Raw genomic sequence first — 23,923 nt, forward strand, 5'->3', positions numbered from 1 at the left:
GCGCCGGGCCCCGTTAAGTCGGGACCATGACCGCGCGCACCCCGATCATCGCCCCCTCCATCCTGGCGTCGGATTTCGCCAAGCTGGGGGAAGAATGCCGCGCCGTGGCCGCGGCCGGCGCCGACTGGCTGCACATCGACGTGATGGACGGCCACTTCGTGCCCAACATCACCCTCGGGCCCGACGTGGTGAAGGCGCTCAAGCCCCACGTCTCGATCCCCTTCGACGTCCACCTGATGATCGCCCCGGTCGACCCCTATCTGGAGGCCTTCGCCGCCGCCGGGGCCGACCTGATCAGCGTGCATCCCGAGTCCGGGCCCCACCTGAACCGCACGCTCAAGCGCATCCGCGAGCTGGGCTGCAAGGCGGGCGTGGTGTTCAACCCCTCGACCTCGCCCTCGGTGATCGAGTGGATGATGGACGAGGTCGACCTGATCCTGGTGATGTCCATCAACCCCGGCTTCGGCGGTCAGAAGTTCATGCACTCCCAGCTGGCCAAGATCGCCAGGCTGCGGGAGATGATCGACGCCACGGGCCGCGACATCCACCTGGAGGTGGACGGCGGGGTGACGGTGGAGACCGCCCCCCTCTGCGTGGCCGCCGGCGCCACGGCCCTGGTGGCCGGGACCGCGGTGTTCAAGGGCGGCCCCGCCGCCTACGCCGCCAATATCGCCGCCCTGAAGGGCGGGTAGGACCCGGCATGGCGGGCGGCCTTCCGGCTCTGACGCGCCTGCCCGGCCGAGTCTTCCTCCAAGCCCTGGCCCAGGGAACCCGCCGCCAGGCGCAGCGGGAGTGGGCCGGCACCCCCATGCACCGCTGGCTGCTGGCCAGGCCGCGCCCGGAGGGGCTGGCCGCCGATCCCCACGATCCGCGCCCGGTGGATCCGGAGGCCGGCCGTCGCATCCTGGACGGACGCTTCGTCTTCGGCGGCGCGACCCTGGAGACCGGGACCCGCGGCGATCCCTGGGATCGTCCCAGCCCCACCCGCCGCTTCGCCGCCATCCTGCACCGCTTCGACTGGATGCCCGACCTGCTGGCGACCGGCGAGGCCGGCGCCGCCGAGGGCCTGCGCCTGACCCTGGACTGGAGCCGGGTGTTCGGCCGCTGGAACGGCTTCTCCTGGGCCCCGGAGGTGCTGGAGCGGCGGACCTTCAACCTGGCCTGCGCGGTCCACACCCTCTGCGCCCGGGCCTCCGACGCCGAGACCGCCCTCATCACCCTGGATCTCGCCCGCCAGGCCCGCCACCTGCTCTCCAGCCTCGAGGGGCCGGTGCGCGCTGCCGAGCGCGCGGCCGCCGCCACCCTGGCCGGGACCACGCTTTCCGGCGAGGCCGGCGAGCAGCTGGTCGATCGCGGCCTGGTGCGGCTGGAGCGCGCCCTGCACGTCACCGTCCAGCCCGACGGCGGCCACGCCTCGCGCAGTCCCCGCGCGGCGCTCGAACTGCTGCTGGACCTCCAGGCCCTGGACGAGGCGCTGGTCCAGCGGGGCATCGCCGCCCCCGACGAGATGATGCGGGCCATGGACCGGCTCACCGGCGCCATCCGCTTCTTCACCCTGGCCGATGGGTGTCTGCCCGACCTGCAGGGGGGCGAGGCGGGCCGCAGGTCCTATGTGGCGGCCGCCCGGGCCAGCGAGGAAGCGTCCGCCCGCCTGCCGGCGGCCCGCAACGGCTATCAGCGCCTGGAGTCCCGCAGCCTGCAGATTCTGGCCGACTGCGCCCCGCCGGCGCAGGGGCCCTGGAGCGTGACCGCCTGCGCCCAACCCCTGGCCCTGGAGGTGCTGGCGGCCGGCCGGCGGATGATCGTGGCCTGCGCCTGGTCCCCGGAGGCCAACGGCCCCCAGGCCCTGCGCCTGGCCGACGCCGCCTCCACGGTCAGCGTCGGCGACGCCGCCTGTGGCGAACCCCTGCGCGGCTTCCGGGCCGGGGCGCTGGGGCCCCGCCTGGTGGACGCCTATGAGACCGTGGCGGCCCAGCGCCACGAGACCCGCGAGGCCCTGTGGCTGGAGATGTCCCACGACGGCTGGGTCCCGCGCTTCGGCCTGCGCCACGAGCGGCGGCTGTTCCTGGACCTGCTCGCCGACGAGCTGCGGGGCGAGGACCGGCTGGCGCCGGTCGAGGCCGCCGCGGGCGACCACGACGGCCGCCGCTTCGTGCCCTTCATGGTCCGCTTCCACGTCCATCCCGAGGTCCGCGCCAGCCTGGCCCGGGACGGCAAGAGCGTGCTGCTGCGGGCCGAGGGGGACGAGACCGGCTGGTGGCTGCGCAACGACGCCCAGGAGGTGGCCGTCGAGACCTCGGTCTATTTCCAGGACGGCCTGCCCAAGCGCACCCATCAGATCGTGCTGCGCGGCAACGCCCGCCTGGACGCCGGCGCGCGGGTGCGCTGGAAGCTCGCCGCCGCCGAGGCCTGGCCGCCGCCGCATTGACGATTTGACCCGGCAGGCCTAAACGACCCGCGACCTGCGTGACTGGCGAAACTGAGGTGGGAGACCACCGGGGAGCGCAGGGTCCCTACGCCGCTCGCCTGGGCAAAATTCCTTAAACGATGAAGGATTTGCCGTGCCCGCAGCCCCCGACTTCCCCAAACCCGCCGACCGCGCCCCCCTCAAGCGCGCCCTGATCTCGGTCTCCGACAAAACCGGCCTGATCGAGGCCGCCAAGGTCCTGGCCGAGCTCGGCGTCGAGCTGGTCTCCACCGGCGGCACCCGGGCGGCCATCGCCGGCGCCGGCCTGGCGGTGAAGGACATCTCGGAGCTGACCGGCTTTCCCGAGATGATGGACGGCCGGGTCAAGACCCTGCACCCCATCGTCCACGGCGGCCTCCTGGCGGTGCGCGACGCCCCCGACCACGCCAAGGCTATGGCCGAGCACGGCATCGGCGGCATCGATCTGGTCTATGTGAACCTCTATCCCTTCGAGGCGACCGTGGCCGCCGGCGCCGACTTCGAGACGGCGATCGAGAACATCGACATCGGCGGCCCGGCGATGATCCGCTCGGCGGCCAAGAACCACGGCTATGTCTGCGTCTGCACCGAGATCTCCGACCTGGGGGAGGTGTTGGCCGAGCTGAAGGCGACCGGGACCACCAGCCTGGCCCTGCGCAAGTCCCTGGCCGCCCGGGCCTATGCCCGCACGGCGACCTATGACGCGGCCATCTCCACCTGGTTCGCCGCCGCCCTGGGGGACATCGCCCCCAAGCGCCGGACCATCGCCGGCGAGCTGGTTCAGACCATGCGCTACGGCGAGAACCCCCACCAGTCGGCCAGTTTCTACCGCTTCGCCGATCCGCGTCCGGGGGTGGCGACGGCCAAGCAGCTGCAGGGCAAGGAGCTCAGCTACAACAACATCAACGACACCGACGCGGCCTTCGAGCTGATCGCCGAGTTCGACCCCGCCGCGGGCCCTGCCTGCGCCATCATCAAGCACGCCAATCCCTGCGGCGTGGCCACCGGAAAGACCATGGTGGAGGCCTATGAGCGGGCGCTCGCCTGCGACCCCACCAGCGCGTTCGGCGGCATCATCGCCCTGAACCAGAAGCTGGACGCCGCCACGGCGACCGAGATCCTCAAGCTGCTCACCGAGGTGGTGATCGCTCCGGACGCCGATCCCGACGCCGTGGCCCTGTTTTCCAAGAAGAAGAACGTGCGCCTGCTGGTGACCGGCGGCCTGCCCGATCCCCTGGCGGCCGGGACCACCTTCAAGTCGGTCTCCGGCGGCTTCCTGGTGCAGAGCCGCGACGACGCCCGCCTGACGGCCGCCGACCTCAAGGTCGTCACCAAGCGCGCGCCGACCGACGAGGAGGTGCGCGACATGCTGTTCGCCTTCACCATCGCCAAGCACGTGAAGTCCAACGCCATCGTCTACGCCCGCGCCGGCCAGACCCTCGGGGTCGGCGCCGGCCAGATGAACCGCAAGGACTCCGCCCGTATCGCCGCGCTTCGAGCCGCCGACTTCGGTCTGGACCTCAAGGGGTCGGCCTGCGCCTCGGAGGCCTTCTTCCCCTTCCCCGACGGCCTGATCCAGGCCGCCGACGCCGGCTGCACCGCGGTGATCCAGCCCGGCGGCTCCATCGGCGACCAGAAGGTTATCGACGCCGCCGACGAGCGCGGCCTAGCCATGGTCTTCACCGGGGTGCGGGTCTTCCGGCACTAGAAGGAAACATGGGTGTCATCCCGGAAAGCGCGTTTGCGCTTGTCCGGGACCCATACGCGCGGGGTGTGCAGGGTAGATCGGTGCGTCTGGGTCCCGGTCTTCCGCGTGCCGCGGAAACCGGGATGACACGGTTTAGCTAGGATGCCGCTCGCGTGTCCCACCAGCGCCACAGGGCCGCGAGACCCCAGAAGATCTCGATCAGCCCGAAGGGCCAGGCGCCCTGCAGGAAGGCGTAGGACGAGGCCGCGAAATTGGCGAAGGCGAAGCCCAGGGTCCACCAGGGGCTTCGCCTTTCCATGATGTAGCAGAACAGGCTGGCGCAGACGGCCGCGAGGCCGAACAGCGACAGGGCGTCGAAGTGAAATCCCATCAGGGGGCTTTAGCAGCTTTCCTCAGGGTGGGACTGTCGAGATCGAGGTCGGCCGCCGGGATCACCTCCAGGTCGGGCCGTCGCGCCTTCAGGCCCTCGGTGAAGCTCTTGGCGTCGCCGGCGACGATGACGCTGACCTTGGCGGGATCGAGCTTGGTCGCGGCGAAGTCCTGCACCTGGGCCCCGGTCACCGCCTCCACCTTGCCGGTATAGGCGTTCATCTCGCTGAGCGGCACACCGTAGAGGGCGAGGTTCCCCAGGATGTCGGCCAGGCCGTCGGTGGTCTCCAGCTCGCGGCCGAAGCCGCCGATCAGCACCGACTTGCGGGCCTTCAGCTCGTCGGCGCCGGGCGGGGTCGAGGTCAGGCCCTTCATCTCGGCCAGGATCAGGTCCAGCACCTGGGGCGCGGACTCGTTCTTGGTCTGGGCCGCGGCGCGGAACAGGCCGGTGGTCCGCCGTGGGGTGAGGGACGAGCTGGCGCCGTAGGAGAGGCCGCGCTTGATGCGGATCTCCTGGTTCAGCCGGGCCGAATAGCCGCCCCCCAGCACGGTGTTGGTGACGATGCCGGGATAGTAGGCCGGGTCGCTGCGGGGGATGGCGGGCCCGGCCACCGTCACCGCCGCCTGGCCGGTGCCGGGCAGGTCGATGGCGATGGCGCGCGGCTTGGCGGCCGGCGTGATGGTGGGGGCGGCCGGGGTCGGCGCCGCCGGCTTCTTCCAGTCCCCGAAGGTCTTCTGCGCCAGGGAGAAGCCCTGCGCCGGCGTGATCTTGCCGGTGAGGACCAGGATGGCGTTGTCGGGCCGGTAATAGGCGTCGTGCAGCTTCACCAGGTCGCCGGTGGCGAACCTGGCCACCGAGGCCGGGGTGCCGCCGGCCACATGACCGAAGGCGGTGCCGGCGAAGACCGTGGGGCCCGCAGCGAAGGAGGCCAGCTGGCCGGGCTCCTGATAGGCCACAGACAGTCCGTCCAGGGTCTGGGCCCGCTGGCGCTCCAGCTCCTCGCTGGCGAAGGCCGGGTTCTTGGCCACGTCGGCCATGATCGCCATGGCCGCGTCCAGGTTGCCCGGCATGACATTGAGGGTGACGGAGCTGCTCTCCTGGCCGCCGCCGGACTCCAGGGTCGCCCCCAGGGCCTCGGTCTGCTGGGCGATCTGCGGGGCGCTGCGGGTCTTGGTCCCTTCCGTCAGCATGCCGGCGGTCATGTTGGCCACGCCCGCCAGGCCGTTCGGATCGGCCCAGGCGCCGGTCTTCACGGTGAGGTCGGCGGTCACCAGGGGAAGCTCGGTGGATTGGGCGACGATCACCCGCAGGCCGTTGGCCAGGGTCTTCTCGGCCGGCTTGGGCAGGACCGGGCTGACGGGCTCGGCCAGGGGCGGCGGGGCGACGCGCTGGCCCTCCGGGGCCAGTTCGCTGACCGGGCCGGCATACTTCACCGAGGCGACGACGGGGGCGGCGGCGACCGTGGCGGTCTCGCCCTTGGGCCGGTCGCTCTCGGGCAGGTAGCGGATGGTCATCCGGCGGTCATCGGGCAGGTACTTGGCGGCCACCCGCTGCACGTCGGCGGCGGTGACGGCCTGGAGCTCGGCCAGTTCCTTGTTGGCCTGGGCGGCGTCGCCCTCGGTGCGCAGGGCGTAGCCCAGGGCGAAGGCGCGGCCGTCGATGGTCTCGCGTTCCCGAAGCTTGCCGGCCACCAGCTCGTTCTTCGCCTCCGACAGCTCGGCGGCGGTGGGCGGGGCGTCGCGCAGGCGCTTCACCTGTGCCAGCAGGGCCTTCTCGCCCTCGTCGATGGTGTGGCCCGAGGCCATGATCGAGCCCACCCCGAACAGGCCCGGCTGCTGCGGCAGGTCGGCCTGGGAGAAGACCTGGGCCGAGATCTGCTGGTCGTAGACCAGGGCGTCATAGAGCCTCGACGACTTGCCCGAGGACAGGATGGCGTCCAGCACCTTCAGGGGGGCGGCGTCGGGGCTGGAGGCCTGCGGACCCAGCCAGGTGATGGCCACGGCGGGCAGGGGGACATTGGGGCCGTAGCCGGTGAAGACGCCGGGCCCCTTGCGGGGCGGCTCCACGGCGGTGACCCGCTTCAGCGGAGCGGCCGGGGGCTTCAGCGGGCCCATATACTTGTCGACCCAGGCGTCGAGCTTCTTCGGATCGAAGTTGCCCACCACGATCAGGGCGGCGTTGTCGGGGCGGTAGTATTCGTTGTGGAAGGCCCGCACGTCGTCGATGGTGGCGGCGTCCAGCTCCTCGATGGAGCCGATCCCGGGGCGCTTGTAGGGATGGGTCGTGTAGCTGGCCTGGGGCAGGTAGAGGCCAAACAGCCGGCCATAGGGGCTGGCCAGCACCCGCTGGCGCAGCTCCTCCTTCACCACGTCGCGCTCGGACTTGAAGTTGGCCTCGTCCACCACGAGGGAGCCCAGGCGCTCGCTCTCCACCCAGATCAGCCGCTCCAGGTGGTTGGCCGGGACGACCTCGTAGTAGTTGGTGAAGTCGTCATAGGTCGACGCGTTGTTGATCCCCCCCACGTCCTCGGTGAAGCGGTCGATGCTCTCTGCCGGGAAGTCCTTGGTAGCCTTGAACATCATGTGTTCGAACAGGTGGGCGAAGCCCGAGCGGCCCTGGGGGTCGTCCTTCGAGCCCACGCCGTACCAGACCTGCACCGTCACATTGGGGGTCGTGCGGTCCAGCGAGGTGTAGAGCTTCAGCCCATTGGCCAGGGTCCGCTCCTGGTAGGCGATCGGCGGAACCGTATCGGCGGCGAAGGCGGGCGCGGTGGCGGCGAGCCCCAGGCTCAGGGCGGCGGCGCAGGCGAAGGTGCGGAACATGGAGGCGTCTCGAAGGGGCTGGGTTGCTGCGAACCTAGCACCCGCGACGCGCGAGGGAAGCTTACGGGATTGTCATTGAAAGCCGCGGTGCGGCGAGGTTTGAACGATCGACCACGAACGTCACGAACGTCACGAACAAGAGTGTCATCCCGGAAGCCGCGTCAGCGGCTGTCCGGGACCCAGACGGGCAGACCCCTCCGAAGGATCGGTGAGTATGGGTCCCGCACTTCCGCGCTGCGCGCTCCATGCGGGATGACACCGCTGTTTTGTTCGTGCCGTTCGTGAGGTTCGTGGTTCCTCTTCGGCCCTAGGCCGCCAGGCCCAGTCCCTCGCTCAGGTGCGCGAAGTCGACCGCCGAGATGTTGGGCTGGACCGCCACCGACAGGATCGCGCCGAAGGCCTCGGCCGGCGCATTGGCGCGCATGGCGCTGAGCATGCCGATGCGGTCGGTGCGGGTGGCGGCCGGGATCATCAGCCTGGCGACGGCCACCATCTCCTCGGGCGGGATCTGGCTGACGATGGCGTCCTCCAGGGCCATCAACTCCTCGTCGGAGAACAGGCTCTGCAGGATCGGCAGCATCAGCTGCTCCTCCTCGGCCATGTGGGCGAAGTCGTCGGCGCAGAACAGCGAGAACCGAAGGTAGAGCGCCCGCAGCAGGGGCGCCTTGGCCGGCCCCTCGGCGTGCTCGATGCGGCAGGCCAGGGTCTCGATGTCCTCGAAGGTCGCCCGGTGATGCTCGTGGGCCTGGGCCAGGCGGGAGGTGGAGCCGGGCGCGCGGGCCTCCAGGGCGGTGTGGATCACCGCGTCCTCGTGGACCAGGTGCTGCTCCGACAGGCGCAGCTGGGCGCGCAGGTCGGCCAGCAGCTGGGGCAGGTCGGCGTCGCCGGCGTCGGCGGCGCCCAGGCGCGCCAGCATCTGGCAGAGGCCGAGCCGGATGCCCTTGTGGATCGGGGCGTAGAAGTCGTGGGTGGCCAGCGGTTTGGCTTGGAGGAAGGACATGGAGGTCTCCGCCCGCCGCGGCGCCCGCGGCGGGTCTTCAGAACGGGGATTGGGGAAGGACGCTAGGCGGCGCGGGCCTGGCCGAGGGCCGAGACGAAGCCGTTGAAGCCGGCATAGGTGGCGTCCCAGGACGGCAGGGCCTTCATCCGCGCGATCCAGGCCTGGATGTTGGGATAGGGGCTGAAGTCGAAGCCCGAGGCCTCGCCCAGGGTGACGAAGGCCGAGCCGAGATAGTCGGCCAGGCTGATCTCGCCGCCGCAGACGAAGGGCCGGTCGCCCAGCATGTGGCGGTCGAGCACGGTCAGCCAGCGCGGCGCGTGCTCGGTCCCGAAGGCCACCATGGCCTGGGCGAGGTCCGGGTCCACACCGTGCGGGATGCCGAAGTTCGGATAGACGGTGAACAGGCAGAAGTACTCGTGGAAATTGGTGGCGAACCAGTCGAGGGCCTCGTTGACCCGCGCCCGGGCCTTGAGCTCGGTGGGGTAGGCCGGCGACCCCACCTTGTCGGCCAGGTATTTCAGGATCGCCGAGGATTCGCCGAGCGCGAAGTCGCCGTCCACCAGGAAGGGCACCACCCCGTTGGGGTTCACCGCCAGATAGGCGGCCTCGCGGTTGGCGTGGCTCATCAGGTCCACGTGCTCGCGCTCCAGGGCGATGCCGGCCTCGGCGGCGAACAGCATCACGGGGCGCGAGGTGGTGGAGATCGGGTCACAAAAGAGTTTCATCGGTGCGTCTTGTTCTTGTCAGGGTTGCGGGGGGCGGGGTTTAGTTCGACGAACGCGGGTCGGCAATCGGCGGTCTTGCAGGAAGGTTCTGCGGAAATGCAGAATAGCGCGATGTTTGACTGGAACGACCTCAAGGCCTTTCTCGCCGTCGCCCGCGGCGGCTCGACCCTGGCCGCCGCCAAGACCCTGAAGATCAACCAGACCACGGTGGCCCGGCGGATCGAGGCCCTGGAGTCCGCCCTGGGCTTGAAACTGTTCGAGCGCGGCCAGGCCGGCAGCCGGCTCACCGAGGCCGGCGAGGACCTGCTGGCCGAGGCCGAGCGCATGGAGGTCTCGGCCAAGGCCTTCGCCAACCGGGCCGGCGCCCACCAGCGGGGCCTGGCCGGGACCCTGAAGGTCACCTCCACCGAGATCCTCGCCAACCTGGCCATCACCCCGGCCCTGGTGGGGTTCCGCGAGCTCTATCCCGACGTGAAGGTGGAGCTGATCCTGGGTGACCTGCCCCTGGACCTGGCGGCGGGCGAGGCCGACGTGGCCATCCGGGCTGGCCAGGCCCTGACGGTGTCGGACCTGGTGGCCCGCAAGCTCGCCGACTTCGAGTTCGCCCTCTATTGCAGCCGCGACTACGCCGCCCGCCGCGGGCTGCCCGCCACCCTGGAGGACCTGCGCCAGCACGACCTGATCGGCGGGGAGGGCGCCCGCCTTCCCCTGCCTGGCACCCGTTGGCTGTTCGATCAGCTCCCGGGCGCGGTCCCCGCCCATACCTCGAACTCGATGACCAACCTGAACCTGGCGGTGAAGGCGGGCCTGGGAATCGCCCCCATCGGCTGCCTGCTGGCCGATCTCGACCCCGACCTCATTCAGATCTGGCCGCCGATCCCCGATCTGAGCGCCAGCGCCTGGGTGGTGACCCGGGCGGAGCTGAAGGACACGCCGCGGGTGCGGGCCTTCATCGACTTCATCGTCCCCCACGTCGCCACCCTGCGCCGCACCCTGGAGGCCCAGGGCGCGGCCATGAAGGCCGAAAAGGCCGCAACGGTGGTGGCCTTCCCGAGGACGGCCTAGCTTAAGGTGTCATCCCGGTTTCCGCGGCACGCGGAAGACCGGGACCCAGAAGCACCGATCCCTCCGGCATGTCCCGCGCATCTGGGTCCCGGACAAGCGCAAACGCGCTTTCCGGGATGACAGTTTGGGGGCGCCCTGACGTTCTAGTCCGCCAGCTTCACCAGCATCTTGCCGGCGTTGCGGCCTTCCATCAGGCCGATCAGGGCGGCCGGCGCGTTGGCGATCCCGTCCAGCACCGTCTCCTGGTACTTGACCTGGCCGTCCTTCAGCCAGCCGGCCATGTCGCGCTGGAAGTCGGCGTACATGTGCATGAAGTCCGTGCCCACGAAGCCCCGCAGCATCACCCGCGAATAGATGATGTTGGACAGGTTCGAGACGTTGGAGTGGCCGGAATTGTAGCCGGAGATGAAGCCGCAGACCGGGATGCGGCCGAGCGTGTTCATGCGGCGCAGGGCCGCCTCCAGGTGATCGCCGCCGACATTGTCGAAATAGACGTCGATCCCCTTGGGCGTGGCGGCCTCCAGCTGGCCGCGGATCGGGGCGTCCTTGTAGTTGATGACGGCGTCGAGGCCGACCTCGTCCTTCAGCCAGGCGGCCTTCTCGGCCGAGCCGGTGGAGCCCACCACGTAGCAGTTCTTGATCTTGGCGATCTGGGCGGCCACCGAGCCGACGGCCCCGCCGGCGGTGGAGACGAAGACCTGTTCACCGTCCTTCAGGGCGCCGATGTGCAGCAGGCCGCCATAGGCGGTGAAGCCGGTCATGCCGAGCGCGTGCATGTGGACGGTGAGCGAGAGGTCCGGATCGGGGGTCAGCTTGGTGAGGCCCTTGCCGTCGCTCACGAAGTATTCGCGGAAGCCCAGGCGGTTGGAGACCAGGTCCCCGACGGCGAAGTCGGGGGTCTTGGACTGGACGACGCGGCCCAGGGCCCCGCCCATCATGGCCTCGCCCAGGGCCTGGCCGGCGGTGAGGCGCGGCCGCATGGCCGGGTCCACCGACATGTAGAGGTTCTGCACCAGCACCTCGCCGTCGGCGGCGTCGGGGACCTGGGTCTCGACGACCGCGAACTGGTCGACCGTGGGCAGGCCCTTGGGGCGCTCGATGAGGTGGATTTCGCGGCTGACGGGCATGTCGCCCTCCCATTTTGGAATTTGAAAAAGCTAAAAATTCACCGATCACGCAATGTGATGGATCGGATGGCGCAGTCTGTCACAGCCCCCTCCCGTCAGGGAAGGGCGTCGCCCCAGTCGAGGCGCCGGGCCCAGGCGTAGGCGGCCTTGTCGCGGCGGGGGATGTCGGTCAGCTCGGCGGTCCCGGAGGTCGTGCAGAGCTTGAAGGTGATCGCCGGCTTGGCGGTCCTCGGCGGGGCCAGGATGCGGGGTGTGGGGGGCCGCGTCGTCACCGAGGGGCGGGCGGCGACGAGGTAGATAAATTTTTCGTCTTCGAAGGGCAGGTCGGCGCCCTTGGCCAGCCTGTGGTCCCGCGAACGGGGCAGGCGCTGGACGAAATGGCACCAGTCCGGCGGGGTCAGGGGACAGGCCTGCGTGTGGGGGCAGGGGGCCAGCAGGGTCGCGCCGGCCGTGATCAGGGTTTGCCGCGCGGCCAGGATGCGGCGATAGCCGTCGGGGGTTCCGGGCTCGATCAGGGCCAGCATCCCGTCGGCGGCGCTCCACAGGGCCGAGACGGTGTCGGCCTGGCGCGCGGCCGGGATCTCGGCCAGGGCGTAGCTGGCGATCACCAGGTCGGCCTGGGGCCAGTCGACAGCCGGCGCGGTGAGGTCGCCGCGTAGAAATTTCGCGTCTCTCAGGGCGCCGTGGGCCTCGGCGGCCAACCTGGCGGCCATGTCCAGGAAGGGCCGGCTGGAGTCCAGCAGGGTCACGGCCGCGAGGCCCGGCCAGGTCTCCAGGGCCGCCCAGCTGGCTCCGCCGGGGCCGGCGCCGGCGTCCAGCAGGCGGGCCGGGGCGAAGTCCGGCGCCATCCGCCGGGCCTCGGCCAGCACATAGGCGCCGGCGGCGTAGGTGGCCGGCAGGCGCGAGAGCACATAGGCGATGGCGTCGGCCTCGTCGGTGACCACCACCTTGGAGGTCTCGCCGCCGCGATAGCCGCTGGAGATCCTGGCCGAACGCTCGGCCAGGCCCTTGCGGGACACGCCCTCCAGCAGGCGGTCGGCGGCGAGGCGAAGGGCGGCGGGCAGGTCGGGGCTCATGGGAAGGCTTTAGCCCGCCGGGGCCGCCCGCGCCAAACTCTCACGCTTCAGGGCGCCCATGGCCATCAGCACGTCGCGGCGCAGGGCCAGGCGGGCGAGGGCGCCCGGGACCGCATAGGGGCTGGCGGCCCGGTTCTCATAAACCACGCGGGTCGCCCGGCCGCCGCGCAGGGGGATCAGCCGCCACTCGCCCTCCAGGATCTTCAGGTCGCCGTCGGTGCGCTTGAAGCGCAGGCGCCTCGGCGGATCGAAGTCCGAGCGCACGATGCTGCGGAACCGGGGCATCAGGCCGGGGCGGGCGATCTGTTCGCGTATGTCCCAGCGTCCGGCCGGATCGCGCTCCAGCACCCGGCAGCTCTTGAGGCTGGGCGCCATGCGGGGGGCGAGGTCGCAGTCGGTGAGCACCGCCCAGACCACCTCCGGCGCGGCGGCGATCTCCACCCCGGCGCGGATCAGGCCCGAGGCGCCGTCCGGGTCGGGCCGGACCTCAACATAGGTCTGGCCCCGGGTCAGCTCGGCCAGCACCTGGCCCGGCGGCTCCCAGGCCCAGACCGGAGAGGCCTGGACCAGCAGGGCCGCGAGGGCGAGGGCCAGGCGCACGCCGCGCCCTCAGCTTCCGACGCGGTTCTTCACCAGGTCGTCCACCACTGACGGGTCGGCCAGGGTCGAGGTGTCGCCCAGGTTGGAGAGGTCGTTCTCGGCGATCTTGCGCAGGATGCGGCGCATGATCTTGCCGGAGCGGGTCTTGGGCAGGCCGGGGGCGAACTGCACCACGTCGGGCGCCGCGAAGGGCCCGATCTCCCGGCGCACCCAGCCCTTGAGCTCGGCCTGCAGGATGTCGGTGGGAACCACCTCGGCCTTCAGGGTGACGAAGCAGTAGACGCCCTGGCCCTTGATATCGTGCGGGAAGCCGACGACGGCGGCCTCGGCCACGTTCTCGTTGCTCACCAGGGCGCTCTCGATCTCGGCGGTGCCCAGGCGGTGGCCGGAGACGTTGATCACGTCGTCCACCCGGCCGGTGATCCAGTAATAGCCGTCCTCGTCCCGGCGGCAGCCGTCGCCGGTGAAATATTTACCGGCATAGGTGGAGAAATAGGTGTCGAAGAAGCGCTGGTGGTCGCCGTAGACGGTGCGCATCTGGCCGGGCCACGAGTCGGTGATCACCAGGTTGCCGCTGGTGGCCCCGTGCAGGGTCTTGCCCTCGGCGTCCACCAGCTCGAACTTGATCCCCGGCAGGGGCTTGGCGCAGGAGCCGGGCTTCAGCGGCGTGGCGCCGGGCAGGGGCGAGGCCAGGCAGGCGCCGGTCTCGGTCTGCCAATAGGTGTCGACGATGGGGCAGCGGCCGTCCCCCACCACCCGGTGGTACCAGAGCCAGGCCTCAGGATTGATCGGCTCGCCCACCGTGCCCAGCAGGCGCAGGGACTTGCGCGAGGTCTTCTGGACCGGGGCGTCGCCGTCGCGCATCAGGGCGCGGATGGCGGTGGGGGCGGTGTAGAAGGTGTTGACCTTGTGCTTGTCGATCACCTCCCAGAAGCGGGAATTGGTGGGGTAGTTGGGCACCCCCTCGAACATCACCGTGGTGGCGGCGTTGGCCAGGGGGCCATAGACCACATAGGAGTGGCCGGTGACCCAGCCCACGTCGGCGGTGCACCAGAAGACCTCGCCGGGCTTGTAGTCGAAGACCAGCTCGTGGGTGTGGGCCGCCCAGACCAGATAGCCGCCGGTGGTGTGCAGCACGCCCTTGGGCTTCCCCGTGGAGCCGGAGGTGTAGAGGATGAACAGCGGGTCCTCGGCGTTCATCGGCTCGGGCTCGCAGGTGTCGGAGACGCTCTGCTTGAGATCCGAATAGAAGGCGTCGCGGCCGGCCTTCATCGGCACGTCGGCGCGGGTCCGGCGCACCACGACGACGTCGGTCACCCCCGGGCACTGCTCCAGTGCCTCGTCGACATTGCGCTTCAGCGGCACGATCTTGCCGCCCCGCAGGCCCTCGTCGGCGGTGATGACGATCTTCGAGTCGCAGTCCTGGATGCGGCCGGCGATGCTGTCGGGGGAGAAGCCGCCGAAGATCACCGAATGGACGGCGCCGATGCGGGCGCAGGCCAGCATGGCCACGGCGGCCTGGGGGATCATCGGCAGGTAGATGGTGACCCGGTCACCCTTCTGGACGCCCTTGGCCTTCAGCACATTGGCCATGCGGCAGGTTTCGGCGTGCAGCTGGCGGTAGGTGAGGTTGTCCCAGGGCTCGCCCTCGTCGCTCTCCCAGATGATGGCCACCTGGTCCCCACGGGTCTCCAGGTGCCGGTCCAGGCAGTTGACCGAGACGTTCAGCACGCCGTCGGCGTACCAGCGGATGTGGAAGGGATGCTTGTGGAAGGAGGTGTCCTTCACCACCGTGAAGGGCTTGATCCAGTCGAGCCGGCCGGCGACCTCGGTCCAGTAGCCGTCGGGATCGGTTTCGACCTGTGCGACCGCCGCCTCATAGGTCTGCGCGTTCATCTTGGCCCGCTTGGCCCAGGCCGCGGGAACCGGGAAAACTTCGCCCTCGCTCACCGTTCACACTCCCCTAAATAGCTTGGGTGCGAGTTATGCGGAGGGCGCCACGTCGGCGCAACAGGCTCCGCCAGAAATCAGCGTTTCGGAATGAGCTGCTCGAAACCGGCGATCAGGCAGTTGAGGCCGAAGGCGAACTGGCCGTCGACATCGCCCCCCACCTCGAAGGCGCTCATCACCTGGGCGAAATGGGGATAGGCGCCGGTGGCCAGCATGGCCTTGGCCAGGTCGTCATTGCCGTCGTGGCCGGTGGCCTGGCGGGCGCGCAGCTCGGCCTCCCCCACCGCCCAGCTCACCACATAGGAAAACCCCGTGCTCATGGCGTAGGCCGCGTCCCGCGGCGACAGGCCGGCCCGCATCAGGATCGCCAGGATCATCTCGCCCTGGGCCATGATGTTGGGGCCGACGAAGAAGCCGTGCGGCAGCAGCTTGGCCACGTCGCGGCGGGCCAGCAGGTGGCGGCGCAGCTGCTGGGCCATGCGGTAGATGTCCTCGCGCCAGTCCCGCCCGTCCAGGGTGAAGGTCAGGTCGGCCATCAGGTGGTCGTAGAGCGCCACCTGCAGGGCGTCCTTGCTGGGGAAGTGCCAGTAGAGGGCCGGCGCCTGGACGTTCAGCTCGGCGGCCACGGCCCGCATGGTCAAGCGCTCGATCCCCTCGCGTTCCAGGACCCGCGCCGCGGCCTCCACCACCAGGTCGGGACTGAGCTGCGGACGGGCCTTGGAGGGGAGGCGGGAGACCATGCCCGTCATTCTGTCATTCATTTAACGTTGTAAATCTCCTTCGGTGGCGTAGGCTCAGCTTAACAGCGTTAAATGAGCCTGGGAGGGCGCGCCATGACCGCCGTCGAGATGTCGCCGAAGCTGGTGGGGTCCGATCCGCCGCCGCGCCGCATGCCGCTGTTCGGCCTGGACAAGGCCCTGCGCAAGCATCCCTTCCCCACCATCCCGCCGCAGGCCTACCGCGCCCCGGTGTTCAAGGTCCCCACCCCGGGCGGCCAGCGCTTCTACGTGGTCAGCGACCCGGCCGGGGTGAAGCGAATCCTGCTGGATCATGTCGCCAACTATCCGAAGACCGAGCGCGAGCGCAGGTTCTTCTCGGCCATGTTCGGCGACGGCCTGCTCTCCACCGACGGGGAGGTCTGGCGGGCCCACCGGCGGACCATGGCGCCGTCCTTCTCGCCCCCCAGCGTGGCCGCCTACGCCCCCACCATGGCCGCCTGCGCCGAGGCCTTCCGCCAGCGTTGGGACCAGGCGCCGGAGGGCGCCGAGATCGACGTGGCCGAGGCCATGACCGACCTGACCCTGCAGATCATCGCCAGGACCATGTTCTCCACCGACGGCGCCGATGTCGCCGGCGTGGTGCGCGGGGCGATGAGCCGGGCCATGGACCAGCTGGACTTCAACATCCTCGACCTGCTGCCGGGGATCGGCGAGATGCGGTTCAAGGCCCGCGAGCGGCGGATCGAGACCATCTTCGCCGAGCTGGACGCCGCCATCGCCCGGATGATCGCGCAGCGTCAGGCCGATCCGCAGGACGGGCCGCAGGACCTGCTGGCCCGGCTGATCGCCGCCCGCGACGGGGAGACCGGCCAGGCCATGAGCCCCAAGGAGATCCGCGACCAGGTGGTGACCATCTTCCTGGCCGGCCATGAGACCACTGCGGCCACCATGTGCTGGCTCTGGTACCTGCTCTCCCAGCATCCGGAGGTGGAGGCCCGCCTGCACGCCGAGCTCGACCAGGTGCTGGGCGGCCGCGCCCCGGGCCACGAGGACCTGGCTAGGTTGCCCTATGCCCGGATGGTGGTGGACGAGGCGCTGCGGATCTATCCGGCCGCGCCGGGCCTCTCCACCCGGGTGGCCCTGGAGGCCGACGAGATCTGCGGGGTGAAGATCCCCAAGGGCGGCATGATCGCGGTCGCCCCCTGGATCCAGCATCGGCACGAGACGCTTTGGGAGAACCCCGGGCGGTTCGATCCCGAGCGCTTCGCCCCGGGGGTGGAGCGGCCCCGCTTCGCCTACATGCCCTTCGGCGGCGGGCCCAAGGTCTGCATCGGCGCGGCCCTGGCCACCACCGAGACCCTGCTGATCCTGGCCACCCTGGCCCAGGGCTACAGCCTGGCCCTGAAGCCCGGCCACCAGGTGGAGATCCTCCAGAAGATCACCATGCGCCCGCGCGGCGGGCTGCCGATGATCCTGCATCGCAGATAGCGCGGCGGCGCTTACGGGGCGGGCGGGAACCGACTATGTGGGAGGGGACGCCATTTCCCAGCCCAGGACCGCCCCATGCTGCTGCACCTCTCCACCTGGCCCGAGATCGAGACCTTTCTCACCCGCTCGAAGACGGTGGTGATTCCGATCGGGTCCAATGAGCAGCACGGGCCCACCGGCCTGCTGGGCACCGACTGGCTGTGCCCGGAGATCATCGCCCACGAGGCCCAGAAGACCGGCGACATCCTGGTGGGGCCGACCTTCAATATCGGCATGGCCCAGCATCACCTGGGCTTCCCGGGCACCATCTCCCTGCGGCCCTCGACCTTCATCGCCGCCATCGGCGACTGGTGCCGGTCGCTCGGCCACCACGGTTTCGAGAGGATCTATTTCCTCAACGGCCATGGCGGCAATGTCGCCACCATCGAGGCGGCCTTCTCCGAGCTCTACGCCGAGGCGAGCTTCGCCGGCCGCCCGCGCGGATTCTCCCTGAAGCTGAAGAACTGGTGGGAGCTCAGGGGGGTGATGGCGGTGGCCAACCGCCAGTTCCCGGTGGGCCACGGCAGCCATGCGACCCCCTCGGAGATCGCGGTGACCCAGTGGGCCTATCCCGACCACATCAAGAGCGCCAACTACGCGCCCCAGATCGCCCCCACCGGGCCGATCCGCGAGGCGCTGGACTTCCGCGCCCGCTATCCGGACGGCCGCATGGGCTCCGACCCGGCCCTGGCCACCCCGGAAAAGGGCGGCGAGCTGGTGGCCACCGCCGCGGCGGGCCTGATCGAGGACGTGAACGCCTTCTCGGCGGAGGTCGCGCCGGGCTGACCGCCAGCGGAGAGGGCGAGAGCTCTCGCCCTAGAACATCGAGCCGGGCATGGCCAGGCGCGGCGGGCCCTTCCTCTTGGGCTGGCCGGTCCAGTCGAGATCCTCGGCCTTCAGCAGGGCGCCGGCGTCCTTGGCGGCGTCGGCCACGGTGACCAGCTCCTCGGCCTTGGCGACGGGCTCATGCCCGCCCGCCGGGGTCTTGCCGTCAGCGGCCTTGGGGGCCTTGGTCTGGACGGCTTCCTCGACGGGCAGGGCTTCCTCGACCGCGTCCTTGGTGAGGGTGGCGTCGATCTTCGGGGTGGTGGCGTAGCGGTCGAGGGCGGCGATCTGCATGCCCTCGGCCTCGGTGCCGAGATACTTGCCGGAGAAGGCGGGCGGCAGGCCCGAGCCCCCGGTCCAGCGATAGAAGATATGCGCGCCGATGGTCCCGACCTTGACCAGGCTCGGGCTCCAGTACGCGGCCACGTAGTTGGCGTGATAGTGGGTGGCGGTGCCGACCTTCTTCATCACGTAGCCGTTGAGGGCGGCCGAGGCGACGCTGCGGGCCCGCAACCAGGCGGCTTCCTGCGGCTGACGGTTCATCGAGCCATCGCAGGTGAAGCTGAACTGGCAGCCGGTGGTGCGGTTGGAGCCCTGGAAGACCACGCCGCAGACGGTCTTGGGGAAGGCCGGGTGGCGCATGCGGTTGAGGACCACCTGGGCTACGGCCCGCTGGCCGTCCAGGCTTTCCCAGGCCGCCTCGTAATAGATGGCCGCGGTCATGCAATCGATGGCCCGGGCCTCGTCCAGAACGCCGCCGGTCTTCAGCTTGAAGGGCCGGGCCGCCGGATTGGGCAGGGCCGAGGTGGGGTTGGCCAGGTTCCAGGCGCGGGCCTGGTCGGGGTCGAGGTCCTGCAGGCGGATGACGGCGGCGTCGGCCGCGGCGCCTTCCGGCAGGGCGTCGGGATTGATCACCCCGTCCACCTTCTGCAGGGCGCCGCCCATGCGGGGCTCGACCCGGCTGGCCAGGGTCAGCATGGCGGGATCCATCCCGGCGGTGAGGCGGGCGAAGGCCTGGGCCGACATCTCGCCGCCGGTCAGGCGGGCGAGGCGCGCATTGCGGCCGTCCGGGGCCGCGGCGAAGGCGAGGCCGGCGGTGAGCGCGGCCGCCAGGCCCAGCTCCACGCCCACGAGGTGGATCGCGTCGCGTCGCGGCAGGCGGCTCGAGAGGAGCTGCGAGAGATGACGGAAGCGCTTCAACACGTGATGTCTTCTCCTGGGACAGTGCACTGCAGCAAATGCAAGCCGGACGCCATAAACCCGAAACGGGGATCGCGCCACCAGGATTCTTTTATTTTGTATTAACTATGGCGTGAGGCGCCGCCCAAACAGTCAGGGTCGGTCGCCGACTCCAGCGGCGAAACCGCAGAGCAAGCCTTCAGGAAAGCTTGGCAGTAATCAGCGCGGGATTTCTTTGACCTTGGTCAAGGCCACCTGGCGATAGACCGCGGTGATATCAAAGTAGCGGTGGAAGACTCCGTGGAAGCGATCCACCGCCTGCTTCACGCCTGGCCCGCCGATTTCGCTCTCGTGGTGCCAGTAGTCGTCCAGCACCATCATGCCGCCGACCTCCAGCAGGGCCGCGCAGAAGGCCAGGTCCACTCCGACGGCCCAGGCGGTGTGGGAGCCGTCGATATAGATCAGGTCGTAGGCCTCGCCCCGCTCCAGCATCCTGGGCAGCTCGTAGGTGGAGAAGCCCTTGTGGGTGGTCAGGCTGGAGAAGCCGAGCTTGGCGGTGTTGCGTTGGAAGCGCGGCTCGACGGCGTGGTACTTCTCTTCGGGATTCAGATCCTCGTCGAACCAGGGATCGATCACCGTGACGTCCAGCCTGGCCGGCAGCAGCCAGTCCATGAAGGCCAGGTTGCGCCCCTCATAGGCGCCGATCTCCATGTAGCGGATCGACCCGCGCTGGGCGGCGAAGTCCCGCAGCAGGGGGGAGACGAAGGGGATGTTCTGGTCGGCCCAGCCCTCGGTGAACTCGAAGCCCTTGGCCTGACAATGCCGGGCGAAGGCCGCGGCGTCCTCGTCGGCGCGCGGCGTGGCCAGCATGGTCTTGGCGAATTGCGGCGCGAACCGGTGGTTCATGGTCGCAAGGGCGCGAAGGGCGTCGGCCATGGCAGGCTCCTCAAGTCTCGGCCCGGATGGCTTAGCGCCCGCGGGTTAAGGAAGAGTCAGGCGGTGAGGATCTCGCCGTCCGCCACGGTCACCGGCCAGGGGCGCAGGTGGTCGTCAGCGCAGGGGCCGGCCACGCAGAGACCGTCGGCGGGGCGGAACATGGCGCCGTGGGCCGAGCAGATGATCCGGTCGCCCTCCCGGGTCAGGTAGCGGTCGTCCATCACCGCCAGGGGCCAGCCGTTGTGCGGGCAGGAATCGACATAGCCGGTCACCTGGTCCCCCTGGCGCACCAGGAAGCCGGCGAACAGCGACTGGTCCTGGCGGAAGCGGAACCCCTTGGCCCCGGGATCGGCCAGGTCGGCCAGGGCGCAGAGCCGGACGCCGGCCGGCGGCCGGGCCGGATTGTCCCCGCCGTCCCGGGTCACAGGTTTCCGATGCTGGCGCGGAAGGGCAGGACCTGCACGCTCTGGAACAGGCCGGCCAGGGTGTAGGGGTCGTCGCGATTGAAGGCGCGGGCCACCTCGGCGCTCTCGCCCTCCATCACCAGCAGGGAGCCGGCCATGTCGCCCTTGTCGTCCAGGATCGGCCCGCCCAGCTTCACCACCTCGCTGAAGGTCCCGGCATAGGCCAGGTGGGCCGGGCGGGTGGCCATGCGCAGGTCCAGCGAGTCGGGCTTGTCGAGGCAGATCAGGACGAAGAGGGCCATGGGACTTCCTTAGCGTTCAGCCTTGAGGGGTCGGGAGAGCAGGCCGGCGATGGCCGTGTCGAGATCGGCCTCGCCGGCCAGGATGGCGGCGACGGCGTCGGAGATCGGCATCTCCACGCCGACCTTGGCGGCGAGGTCCCGCACCGCCGGGGCCGAGGCCACGCCCTCGGCCACCGCGCCGCCGAGGCTGGCCAGGGCCGCCTCCAGGCTCATGCCCTGGCCGAGCGCCAGGCCGATGCGGTTGTTGCGCGACTGGGCGCTGGAACAGGTGAGCACCAGGTCCCCCAGGCCGCAGAGGCCGGCGACGGTCTCGGCCTCGCCCCCCAGGGCCACGGCCAGACGGGTCAGCTCGGCGAAGCCGCGGGTGATCAGGGCGGCGTGGGCGCTGCGTCCCAGGCCGCGGCCCTCGACGATTCCGCAGGCGATGGCCAGGACGTTCTTCACCGAGCCGCCGATCTCGGCGCCCACCATGTCGGTGGCCACATAGGGGCGGAACAGGGGGCTGGCGATGGCCTCGGCCAGGGCCCGGCCCAGCGCCTCGTCGGGGCAGGCCAGGGTCACGGCGGTGGGCAGGCCGCGGGCCACCTCGCCCGCGAAGCTCGGCCCCGACAGCACGGCGGGGGCGGCCTGGGGCAGGGTCTCGGCCAGGATCTCGGTCATCAGTTTCAGGGTGCCCTGCTCCACCCCCTTGGCGCAGAGCAGGATCGGGACGCCGGGCCTGGCGTGGGGCGCGAAGGCCCTCAGGCTGGCCCGCAGGTGCTGGGCCGGGGTGACGTTGAGGATCAGGTCGCAGCCGGCCAGGTCGGCCAGGTCGCCGGTGGCGGCGAAGGCGGGGTCCAGCTTGATCCCGGGCAGGAAGACGCTGTTCTCCCCCTGGGTGCGGATGGCGTCGACCACCTCGGGCTCGCGGGCCCAGAGCGTGGTGGTCAGGCCGGCGCGGCCGCAGACCAGGGCCAGGGCCGTGCCCCAGGCGCCGCCGCCGATCACGCCCGCGGTCTTCATGCTCATGCCTTTGCGCCCTTGCGACCGTAGGAGTGGGTGGGATTGGACAAGGCCGCGGCGGCGTCCAGGGGCCAGCGCGGCCGGGCCGGGGCGTCCAGGGGATCGGTCATGCCGAGCGCCAGACGCTCGGCGCCGGCCAGGGCGATCATGGCGGCGTTGTCGGTGCAGTAGGCCAGCGGCGGGGCGTCGAAGGAAAAGCCCCGGGCCCGGGCGGTCTCCTGCAGCTTGGCCCGCACCGCCCCGTTGGCCGCCACCCCGCCGGCGACCACGAAGCGCAGGTCGCGGCCCTGGCGGGTCAGGGCGTAGGCGGCCATGGCCCGCTCGGTGCGGTCGGAGAGCTGGCGGGCGATGGCGGTCTGGACGCAGGCGGCCAGGTTCCTTCGCTCGACCTCGCTGGTGACGGTCTCGGCCAGGCGGGCGGCGGCGGTCTTCAGGCCGGAGAAGGAGAAGTCGCAGCCCTGCCGCCCCAGCAGGGCGCGGGGCAGGGTGAAGGCGGTGGGATCGCCCCCCTCCGCCAGCTTTTCCAGGGCCGGCCCGCCCGGATACGGCAGGCCGAGGCTCTTGGCGATCTTGTCGAAGGCCTCGCCGGCGGCGTCGTCGATGGTGGAGCCCAGACGCGTGCAGGCCCCAATGCCCTCCACGGCCAGCAGCTGGCAATGGCCGCCGGAGACCAGCAGCAGCAGGAAGGGATAGGGAATGTCGGCGGCCAGGCGCGCCGAGACCGCGTGGCCCTCCAGGTGATTGACCGCGATCAGCGGCAGGCCGCGGGCCAGGGCCACGGCCTTGCCGAAGGCCAGCCCCACCATCACCCCGCCCACCAGGCCGGGGCCGGCGGTGGCCGCCACGCCGGAGAGGTCGCCATAGGTGACGCCGGCCTCGGCCATGGCCTGGGCGGCGATGGCGTCGATGGACTCCACATGGGCCCGGGCGGCGATCTCGGGCACCACCCCGCCATAGGGGGCGTGGGCGGCGATCTGGCTGGCGATGACGGAGGACAGCACCTCGACGCGGCCGTCGGCGGACCGCCGGACCACGGAGGCGGCGGTTTCGTCGCAGCTTGTTTCGAGGCCCAGGAGGGTAAGGTCGGTCATCTGCGTTGCGGCTTGGGGTTCCGTCCTGTAGCCAACGGCTCAGTCCCCGCCGAGGTAGCCCTCCCGCCGTGTCCACGCAACCTGTCCGGATCGGAGCCCGCGGCTCCAAGCTTTCGCTGGCCCAGGCCGGCATGATGCAACGCCGTATCGCCGCGGCCCTCGGGGCGCCCCCCGAGGACGCCGAACGCGTCGCGCCCCTGATCATCATCACCACCACCGGCGACCGGGTCCAGGACCGCCGCCTGCTGGAGATCGGCGGCAAGGGCCTGTTCACCAAGGAGATCGAGGAGGCGATGCTGGAGGGCCGCATCGACTGCGCCATCCATTCGCTGAAGGACATGCCGGCGGTCTGCCCCGACGGCCTGACCATCGCCGCCATCCCCGAGCGGGAGGATCCCCGCGACGCCTTCCTGTCCCTCAAGGCCGACCGGCTGGAGGACCTGCCGCAGGGCGCGCGCCTGGGCACCGCCTCCCTGCGCCGCCAGGCCCAGTCCCTGCACCGCCGTCCGGACCTCGACGTCCAGATGCTGCGGGGCAATGTCGACACCCGCCTGGCCAAGCTGCAGGCCGGGGACGCCGACGCCATCCTTCTGGCCATGTCGGGGCTCAACCGTCTGGGCCTGGGCCACCTGCCCAAGAGCCTGATCGATCCCATCGAGGTTCCGCCGGCCCCGGGCCAGGGGGCGCTGGCCATCGAGACCCGCGAGGCCGACATCGGCCTGGCCTGGCTCGACGCCGTGCGCCACGCCGGCACCACCGTCGCGGTGGCCGCCGAGCGCGGGGCCCTGGCCGCCCTGGAGGGGTCCTGCAAGACCGCCATCGGCGCCCACGCCCGCCTGCTGGGGGACCGCATCCACCTGATCGTCGAGGCCCTGTCCCCCGACGGGATCCACCGTTTCCGCCGCGAGGGCGAGGCCGTCCTGGCCGGCGACCACGTGGCCGTCGCCCGCGAACTGGGCCTGGCCCTGGGCGCCCAGGTGCTCGAGGAGGGCGGCGACCTGCTCGCCCTGCACGCGACATGATGACCGCCCAGGGTTGCGTTAAGGCCA

At 70.7% G+C, this 23,923-nt stretch carries 22 protein-coding genes and 1 riboswitch; of the genes, 7 read left to right on the top strand and 15 right to left on the bottom strand.

Features of this window, described 5'->3' with window-relative positions; genetic code table 11:
* Positions 1-26: 26 nt before the first annotated feature.
* The 3 genes from rpe (at position 27) to purH (ending at position 4,154) form a co-directional block, all read left to right on the top strand.
* Positions 27-692 carry a ribulose-phosphate 3-epimerase gene (gene rpe, locus ACO06I_RS16850; RefSeq protein WP_421933776.1) on the top strand — a complete coding sequence of 222 codons (666 nt, stop codon included), beginning with the start codon at positions 27-29 and terminating at the stop codon, positions 690-692.
* A gap of 8 nt (positions 693-700) precedes the next feature.
* Entirely contained in the window at positions 701-2,428 is a 1,728-nt protein-coding gene (locus ACO06I_RS16855; protein WP_421933777.1) for a heparinase II/III family protein, read from the top strand.
* A 28-nt stretch (positions 2,429-2,456) separates the two neighbouring features.
* Positions 2,457-2,539, top strand: a riboswitch (ZMP/ZTP riboswitch).
* A gap of 22 nt (positions 2,540-2,561) precedes the next feature.
* Positions 2,562-4,154: a bifunctional phosphoribosylaminoimidazolecarboxamide formyltransferase/IMP cyclohydrolase gene (gene purH, locus ACO06I_RS16860; RefSeq protein WP_421933778.1), complete on the top strand. Its 1,593-nt coding sequence runs from the start codon at positions 2,562-2,564 to the stop codon at positions 4,152-4,154.
* 136 nt (positions 4,155-4,290) lie between these two features.
* Here purH and ACO06I_RS16865 read toward each other — a convergent pair whose 3' ends face one another.
* From ACO06I_RS16865 to ACO06I_RS16880, 4 genes are all read right to left on the bottom strand, one after another.
* Positions 4,291-4,524, bottom strand: a complete 234-nt coding sequence (locus tag ACO06I_RS16865) for a hypothetical protein (protein WP_421933779.1) — start codon at positions 4,522-4,524, stop codon at positions 4,291-4,293.
* Entirely contained in the window at positions 4,524-7,346 is a 2,823-nt protein-coding gene (locus tag ACO06I_RS16870) for a M16 family metallopeptidase (protein ID WP_421933780.1), read from the bottom strand. The genes ACO06I_RS16865 and ACO06I_RS16870 overlap by 1 nt, the downstream gene beginning before the upstream one ends.
* Before the next feature lie 307 nt (positions 7,347-7,653).
* Positions 7,654-8,346 carry a hemerythrin domain-containing protein gene (locus ACO06I_RS16875; RefSeq protein ID WP_421933781.1) on the bottom strand — a complete coding sequence of 231 codons (693 nt, stop codon included), beginning with the start codon at positions 8,344-8,346 and terminating at the stop codon, positions 7,654-7,656.
* A gap of 62 nt (positions 8,347-8,408) precedes the next feature.
* Positions 8,409-9,071, bottom strand: coding sequence for a glutathione S-transferase family protein (locus ACO06I_RS16880; RefSeq protein ID WP_421933782.1), 663 nt, complete (start codon positions 9,069-9,071; stop codon positions 8,409-8,411).
* Positions 9,072-9,182: 111 nt separating this feature from the next.
* Here ACO06I_RS16880 and ACO06I_RS16885 point away from each other — a divergent pair, with 111 nt between their 5' ends.
* Positions 9,183-10,136: a LysR family transcriptional regulator gene (locus ACO06I_RS16885; protein ID WP_421933783.1), complete on the top strand. Its 954-nt coding sequence runs from the start codon at positions 9,183-9,185 to the stop codon at positions 10,134-10,136.
* A 143-nt stretch (positions 10,137-10,279) separates the two neighbouring features.
* Here ACO06I_RS16885 and ACO06I_RS16890 read toward each other — a convergent pair whose 3' ends face one another.
* The 5 genes from ACO06I_RS16890 to ACO06I_RS16910 form a co-directional block, all read right to left on the bottom strand.
* Entirely contained in the window at positions 10,280-11,263 is a 984-nt protein-coding gene (locus tag ACO06I_RS16890) for an NADP-dependent oxidoreductase (RefSeq protein WP_421933784.1), read from the bottom strand.
* 95 nt (positions 11,264-11,358) lie between these two features.
* On the bottom strand, positions 11,359-12,339 hold the full coding sequence (locus tag ACO06I_RS16895; protein ID WP_421933785.1) for a small ribosomal subunit Rsm22 family protein: 981 nt from the start codon (positions 12,337-12,339) through the stop codon (positions 11,359-11,361).
* A 9-nt stretch (positions 12,340-12,348) separates the two neighbouring features.
* Positions 12,349-12,939, bottom strand: a complete 591-nt coding sequence (locus tag ACO06I_RS16900; RefSeq protein ID WP_421933786.1) for an SRPBCC family protein — start codon at positions 12,937-12,939, stop codon at positions 12,349-12,351.
* A gap of 9 nt (positions 12,940-12,948) precedes the next feature.
* Positions 12,949-14,889 (bottom strand): acetate--CoA ligase, encoded by a 1,941-nt coding sequence (gene acs, locus ACO06I_RS16905; protein WP_421933787.1) that lies wholly within the window; start codon positions 14,887-14,889, stop codon positions 12,949-12,951.
* Between the two features lie 77 nt (positions 14,890-14,966).
* On the bottom strand, positions 14,967-15,629 hold the full coding sequence (locus ACO06I_RS16910; RefSeq protein ID WP_421933788.1) for a TetR/AcrR family transcriptional regulator: 663 nt from the start codon (positions 15,627-15,629) through the stop codon (positions 14,967-14,969).
* A gap of 93 nt (positions 15,630-15,722) precedes the next feature.
* On the opposite strand from ACO06I_RS16910, the gene ACO06I_RS16915 reads away from it, so the two are divergent.
* On the top strand, positions 15,723-17,096 hold the full coding sequence (locus ACO06I_RS16915) for a cytochrome P450 (RefSeq protein ID WP_421933789.1): 1,374 nt from the start codon (positions 15,723-15,725) through the stop codon (positions 17,094-17,096).
* Between the two features lie 75 nt (positions 17,097-17,171).
* Positions 17,172-17,921 carry a creatininase family protein gene (locus ACO06I_RS16920; protein WP_421933790.1) on the top strand — a complete coding sequence of 250 codons (750 nt, stop codon included), beginning with the start codon at positions 17,172-17,174 and terminating at the stop codon, positions 17,919-17,921.
* Positions 17,922-17,951: 30 nt separating this feature from the next.
* Here ACO06I_RS16920 and ACO06I_RS16925 read toward each other — a convergent pair whose 3' ends face one another.
* The 6 genes from ACO06I_RS16925 to tsaD all read right to left on the bottom strand — a co-directional run bounded on the left by ACO06I_RS16925 (position 17,952) and on the right by tsaD (position 22,874).
* Positions 17,952-19,163 (bottom strand): cell wall hydrolase, encoded by a 1,212-nt coding sequence (locus tag ACO06I_RS16925; RefSeq protein WP_421933791.1) that lies wholly within the window; start codon positions 19,161-19,163, stop codon positions 17,952-17,954.
* Positions 19,164-19,358: 195 nt separating this feature from the next.
* Positions 19,359-20,075: a class I SAM-dependent methyltransferase gene (locus tag ACO06I_RS16930; protein ID WP_421933792.1), complete on the bottom strand. Its 717-nt coding sequence runs from the start codon at positions 20,073-20,075 to the stop codon at positions 19,359-19,361.
* A 56-nt stretch (positions 20,076-20,131) separates the two neighbouring features.
* Positions 20,132-20,500, bottom strand: coding sequence for a Rieske (2Fe-2S) protein (locus ACO06I_RS16935; RefSeq protein WP_421933793.1), 369 nt, complete (start codon positions 20,498-20,500; stop codon positions 20,132-20,134).
* Positions 20,497-20,781 carry a YciI family protein gene (locus ACO06I_RS16940; protein WP_421933794.1) on the bottom strand — a complete coding sequence of 95 codons (285 nt, stop codon included), beginning with the start codon at positions 20,779-20,781 and terminating at the stop codon, positions 20,497-20,499. The genes ACO06I_RS16935 and ACO06I_RS16940 overlap by 4 nt, the downstream gene beginning before the upstream one ends.
* A 9-nt stretch (positions 20,782-20,790) precedes the next feature.
* Entirely contained in the window at positions 20,791-21,789 is a 999-nt protein-coding gene (locus ACO06I_RS16945; protein ID WP_421933795.1) for an NAD(P)H-dependent glycerol-3-phosphate dehydrogenase, read from the bottom strand.
* Positions 21,786-22,874, bottom strand: coding sequence for a tRNA (adenosine(37)-N6)-threonylcarbamoyltransferase complex transferase subunit TsaD (tsaD, locus tag ACO06I_RS16950; protein WP_421933796.1), 1,089 nt, complete (start codon positions 22,872-22,874; stop codon positions 21,786-21,788). Before tsaD ends, ACO06I_RS16945 begins: the two co-directional genes overlap by 4 nt.
* A gap of 68 nt (positions 22,875-22,942) precedes the next feature.
* On the opposite strand from tsaD, the gene hemC reads away from it, so the two are divergent.
* The gene (gene hemC / locus ACO06I_RS16955; RefSeq protein WP_421933797.1) at positions 22,943-23,896 is read left to right on the top strand and encodes a hydroxymethylbilane synthase; all 954 of its coding nucleotides are present in this window, start codon (positions 22,943-22,945) and stop codon (positions 23,894-23,896) included.
* Positions 23,897-23,923: the final 27 nt, after the last annotated feature.

Origin of the sequence: Phenylobacterium sp. (assembly GCF_965229015.1) — a bacterium.
In the GTDB taxonomy this organism is placed as follows: Bacteria; Pseudomonadota; Alphaproteobacteria; order Caulobacterales; family Caulobacteraceae; genus Phenylobacterium.

Excerpts from the sequence above, each read along its gene's own strand:
- rpe (WP_421933776.1), top strand. The coding sequence starts at position 27 with ATGACCGCGCGCACCCCGATCATCGCCCCCTCCATCCTGGCGTCGGAT.
- ACO06I_RS16855 (WP_421933777.1), top strand. The coding sequence starts at position 701 with ATGGCGGGCGGCCTTCCGGCTCTGACGCGCCTGCCCGGCCGAGTCTTC.
- ACO06I_RS16865 (WP_421933779.1), bottom strand. The coding sequence starts at position 4,524 with ATGGGATTTCACTTCGACGCCCTGTCGCTGTTCGGCCTCGCGGCCGTC.
- ACO06I_RS16870 (WP_421933780.1), bottom strand. The coding sequence starts at position 7,346 with ATGTTCCGCACCTTCGCCTGCGCCGCCGCCCTGAGCCTGGGGCTCGCC.
- ACO06I_RS16875 (WP_421933781.1), bottom strand. The coding sequence starts at position 8,346 with ATGTCCTTCCTCCAAGCCAAACCGCTGGCCACCCACGACTTCTACGCC.
- ACO06I_RS16880 (WP_421933782.1), bottom strand. The coding sequence starts at position 9,071 with ATGAAACTCTTTTGTGACCCGATCTCCACCACCTCGCGCCCCGTGATG.
- ACO06I_RS16885 (WP_421933783.1), top strand. The coding sequence starts at position 9,183 with ATGTTTGACTGGAACGACCTCAAGGCCTTTCTCGCCGTCGCCCGCGGC.
- ACO06I_RS16890 (WP_421933784.1), bottom strand. The coding sequence starts at position 11,263 with ATGCCCGTCAGCCGCGAAATCCACCTCATCGAGCGCCCCAAGGGCCTG.
- ACO06I_RS16895 (WP_421933785.1), bottom strand. The coding sequence starts at position 12,339 with ATGAGCCCCGACCTGCCCGCCGCCCTTCGCCTCGCCGCCGACCGCCTG.
- ACO06I_RS16910 (WP_421933788.1), bottom strand. The coding sequence starts at position 15,629 with ATGGTCTCCCGCCTCCCCTCCAAGGCCCGTCCGCAGCTCAGTCCCGAC.
- ACO06I_RS16915 (WP_421933789.1), top strand. The coding sequence starts at position 15,723 with ATGACCGCCGTCGAGATGTCGCCGAAGCTGGTGGGGTCCGATCCGCCG.
- ACO06I_RS16920 (WP_421933790.1), top strand. The coding sequence starts at position 17,172 with ATGCTGCTGCACCTCTCCACCTGGCCCGAGATCGAGACCTTTCTCACC.
- ACO06I_RS16930 (WP_421933792.1), bottom strand. The coding sequence starts at position 20,075 with ATGGCCGACGCCCTTCGCGCCCTTGCGACCATGAACCACCGGTTCGCG.
- ACO06I_RS16940 (WP_421933794.1), bottom strand. The coding sequence starts at position 20,781 with ATGGCCCTCTTCGTCCTGATCTGCCTCGACAAGCCCGACTCGCTGGAC.
- ACO06I_RS16945 (WP_421933795.1), bottom strand. The coding sequence starts at position 21,789 with ATGAGCATGAAGACCGCGGGCGTGATCGGCGGCGGCGCCTGGGGCACG.
- tsaD (WP_421933796.1), bottom strand. The coding sequence starts at position 22,874 with ATGACCGACCTTACCCTCCTGGGCCTCGAAACAAGCTGCGACGAAACC.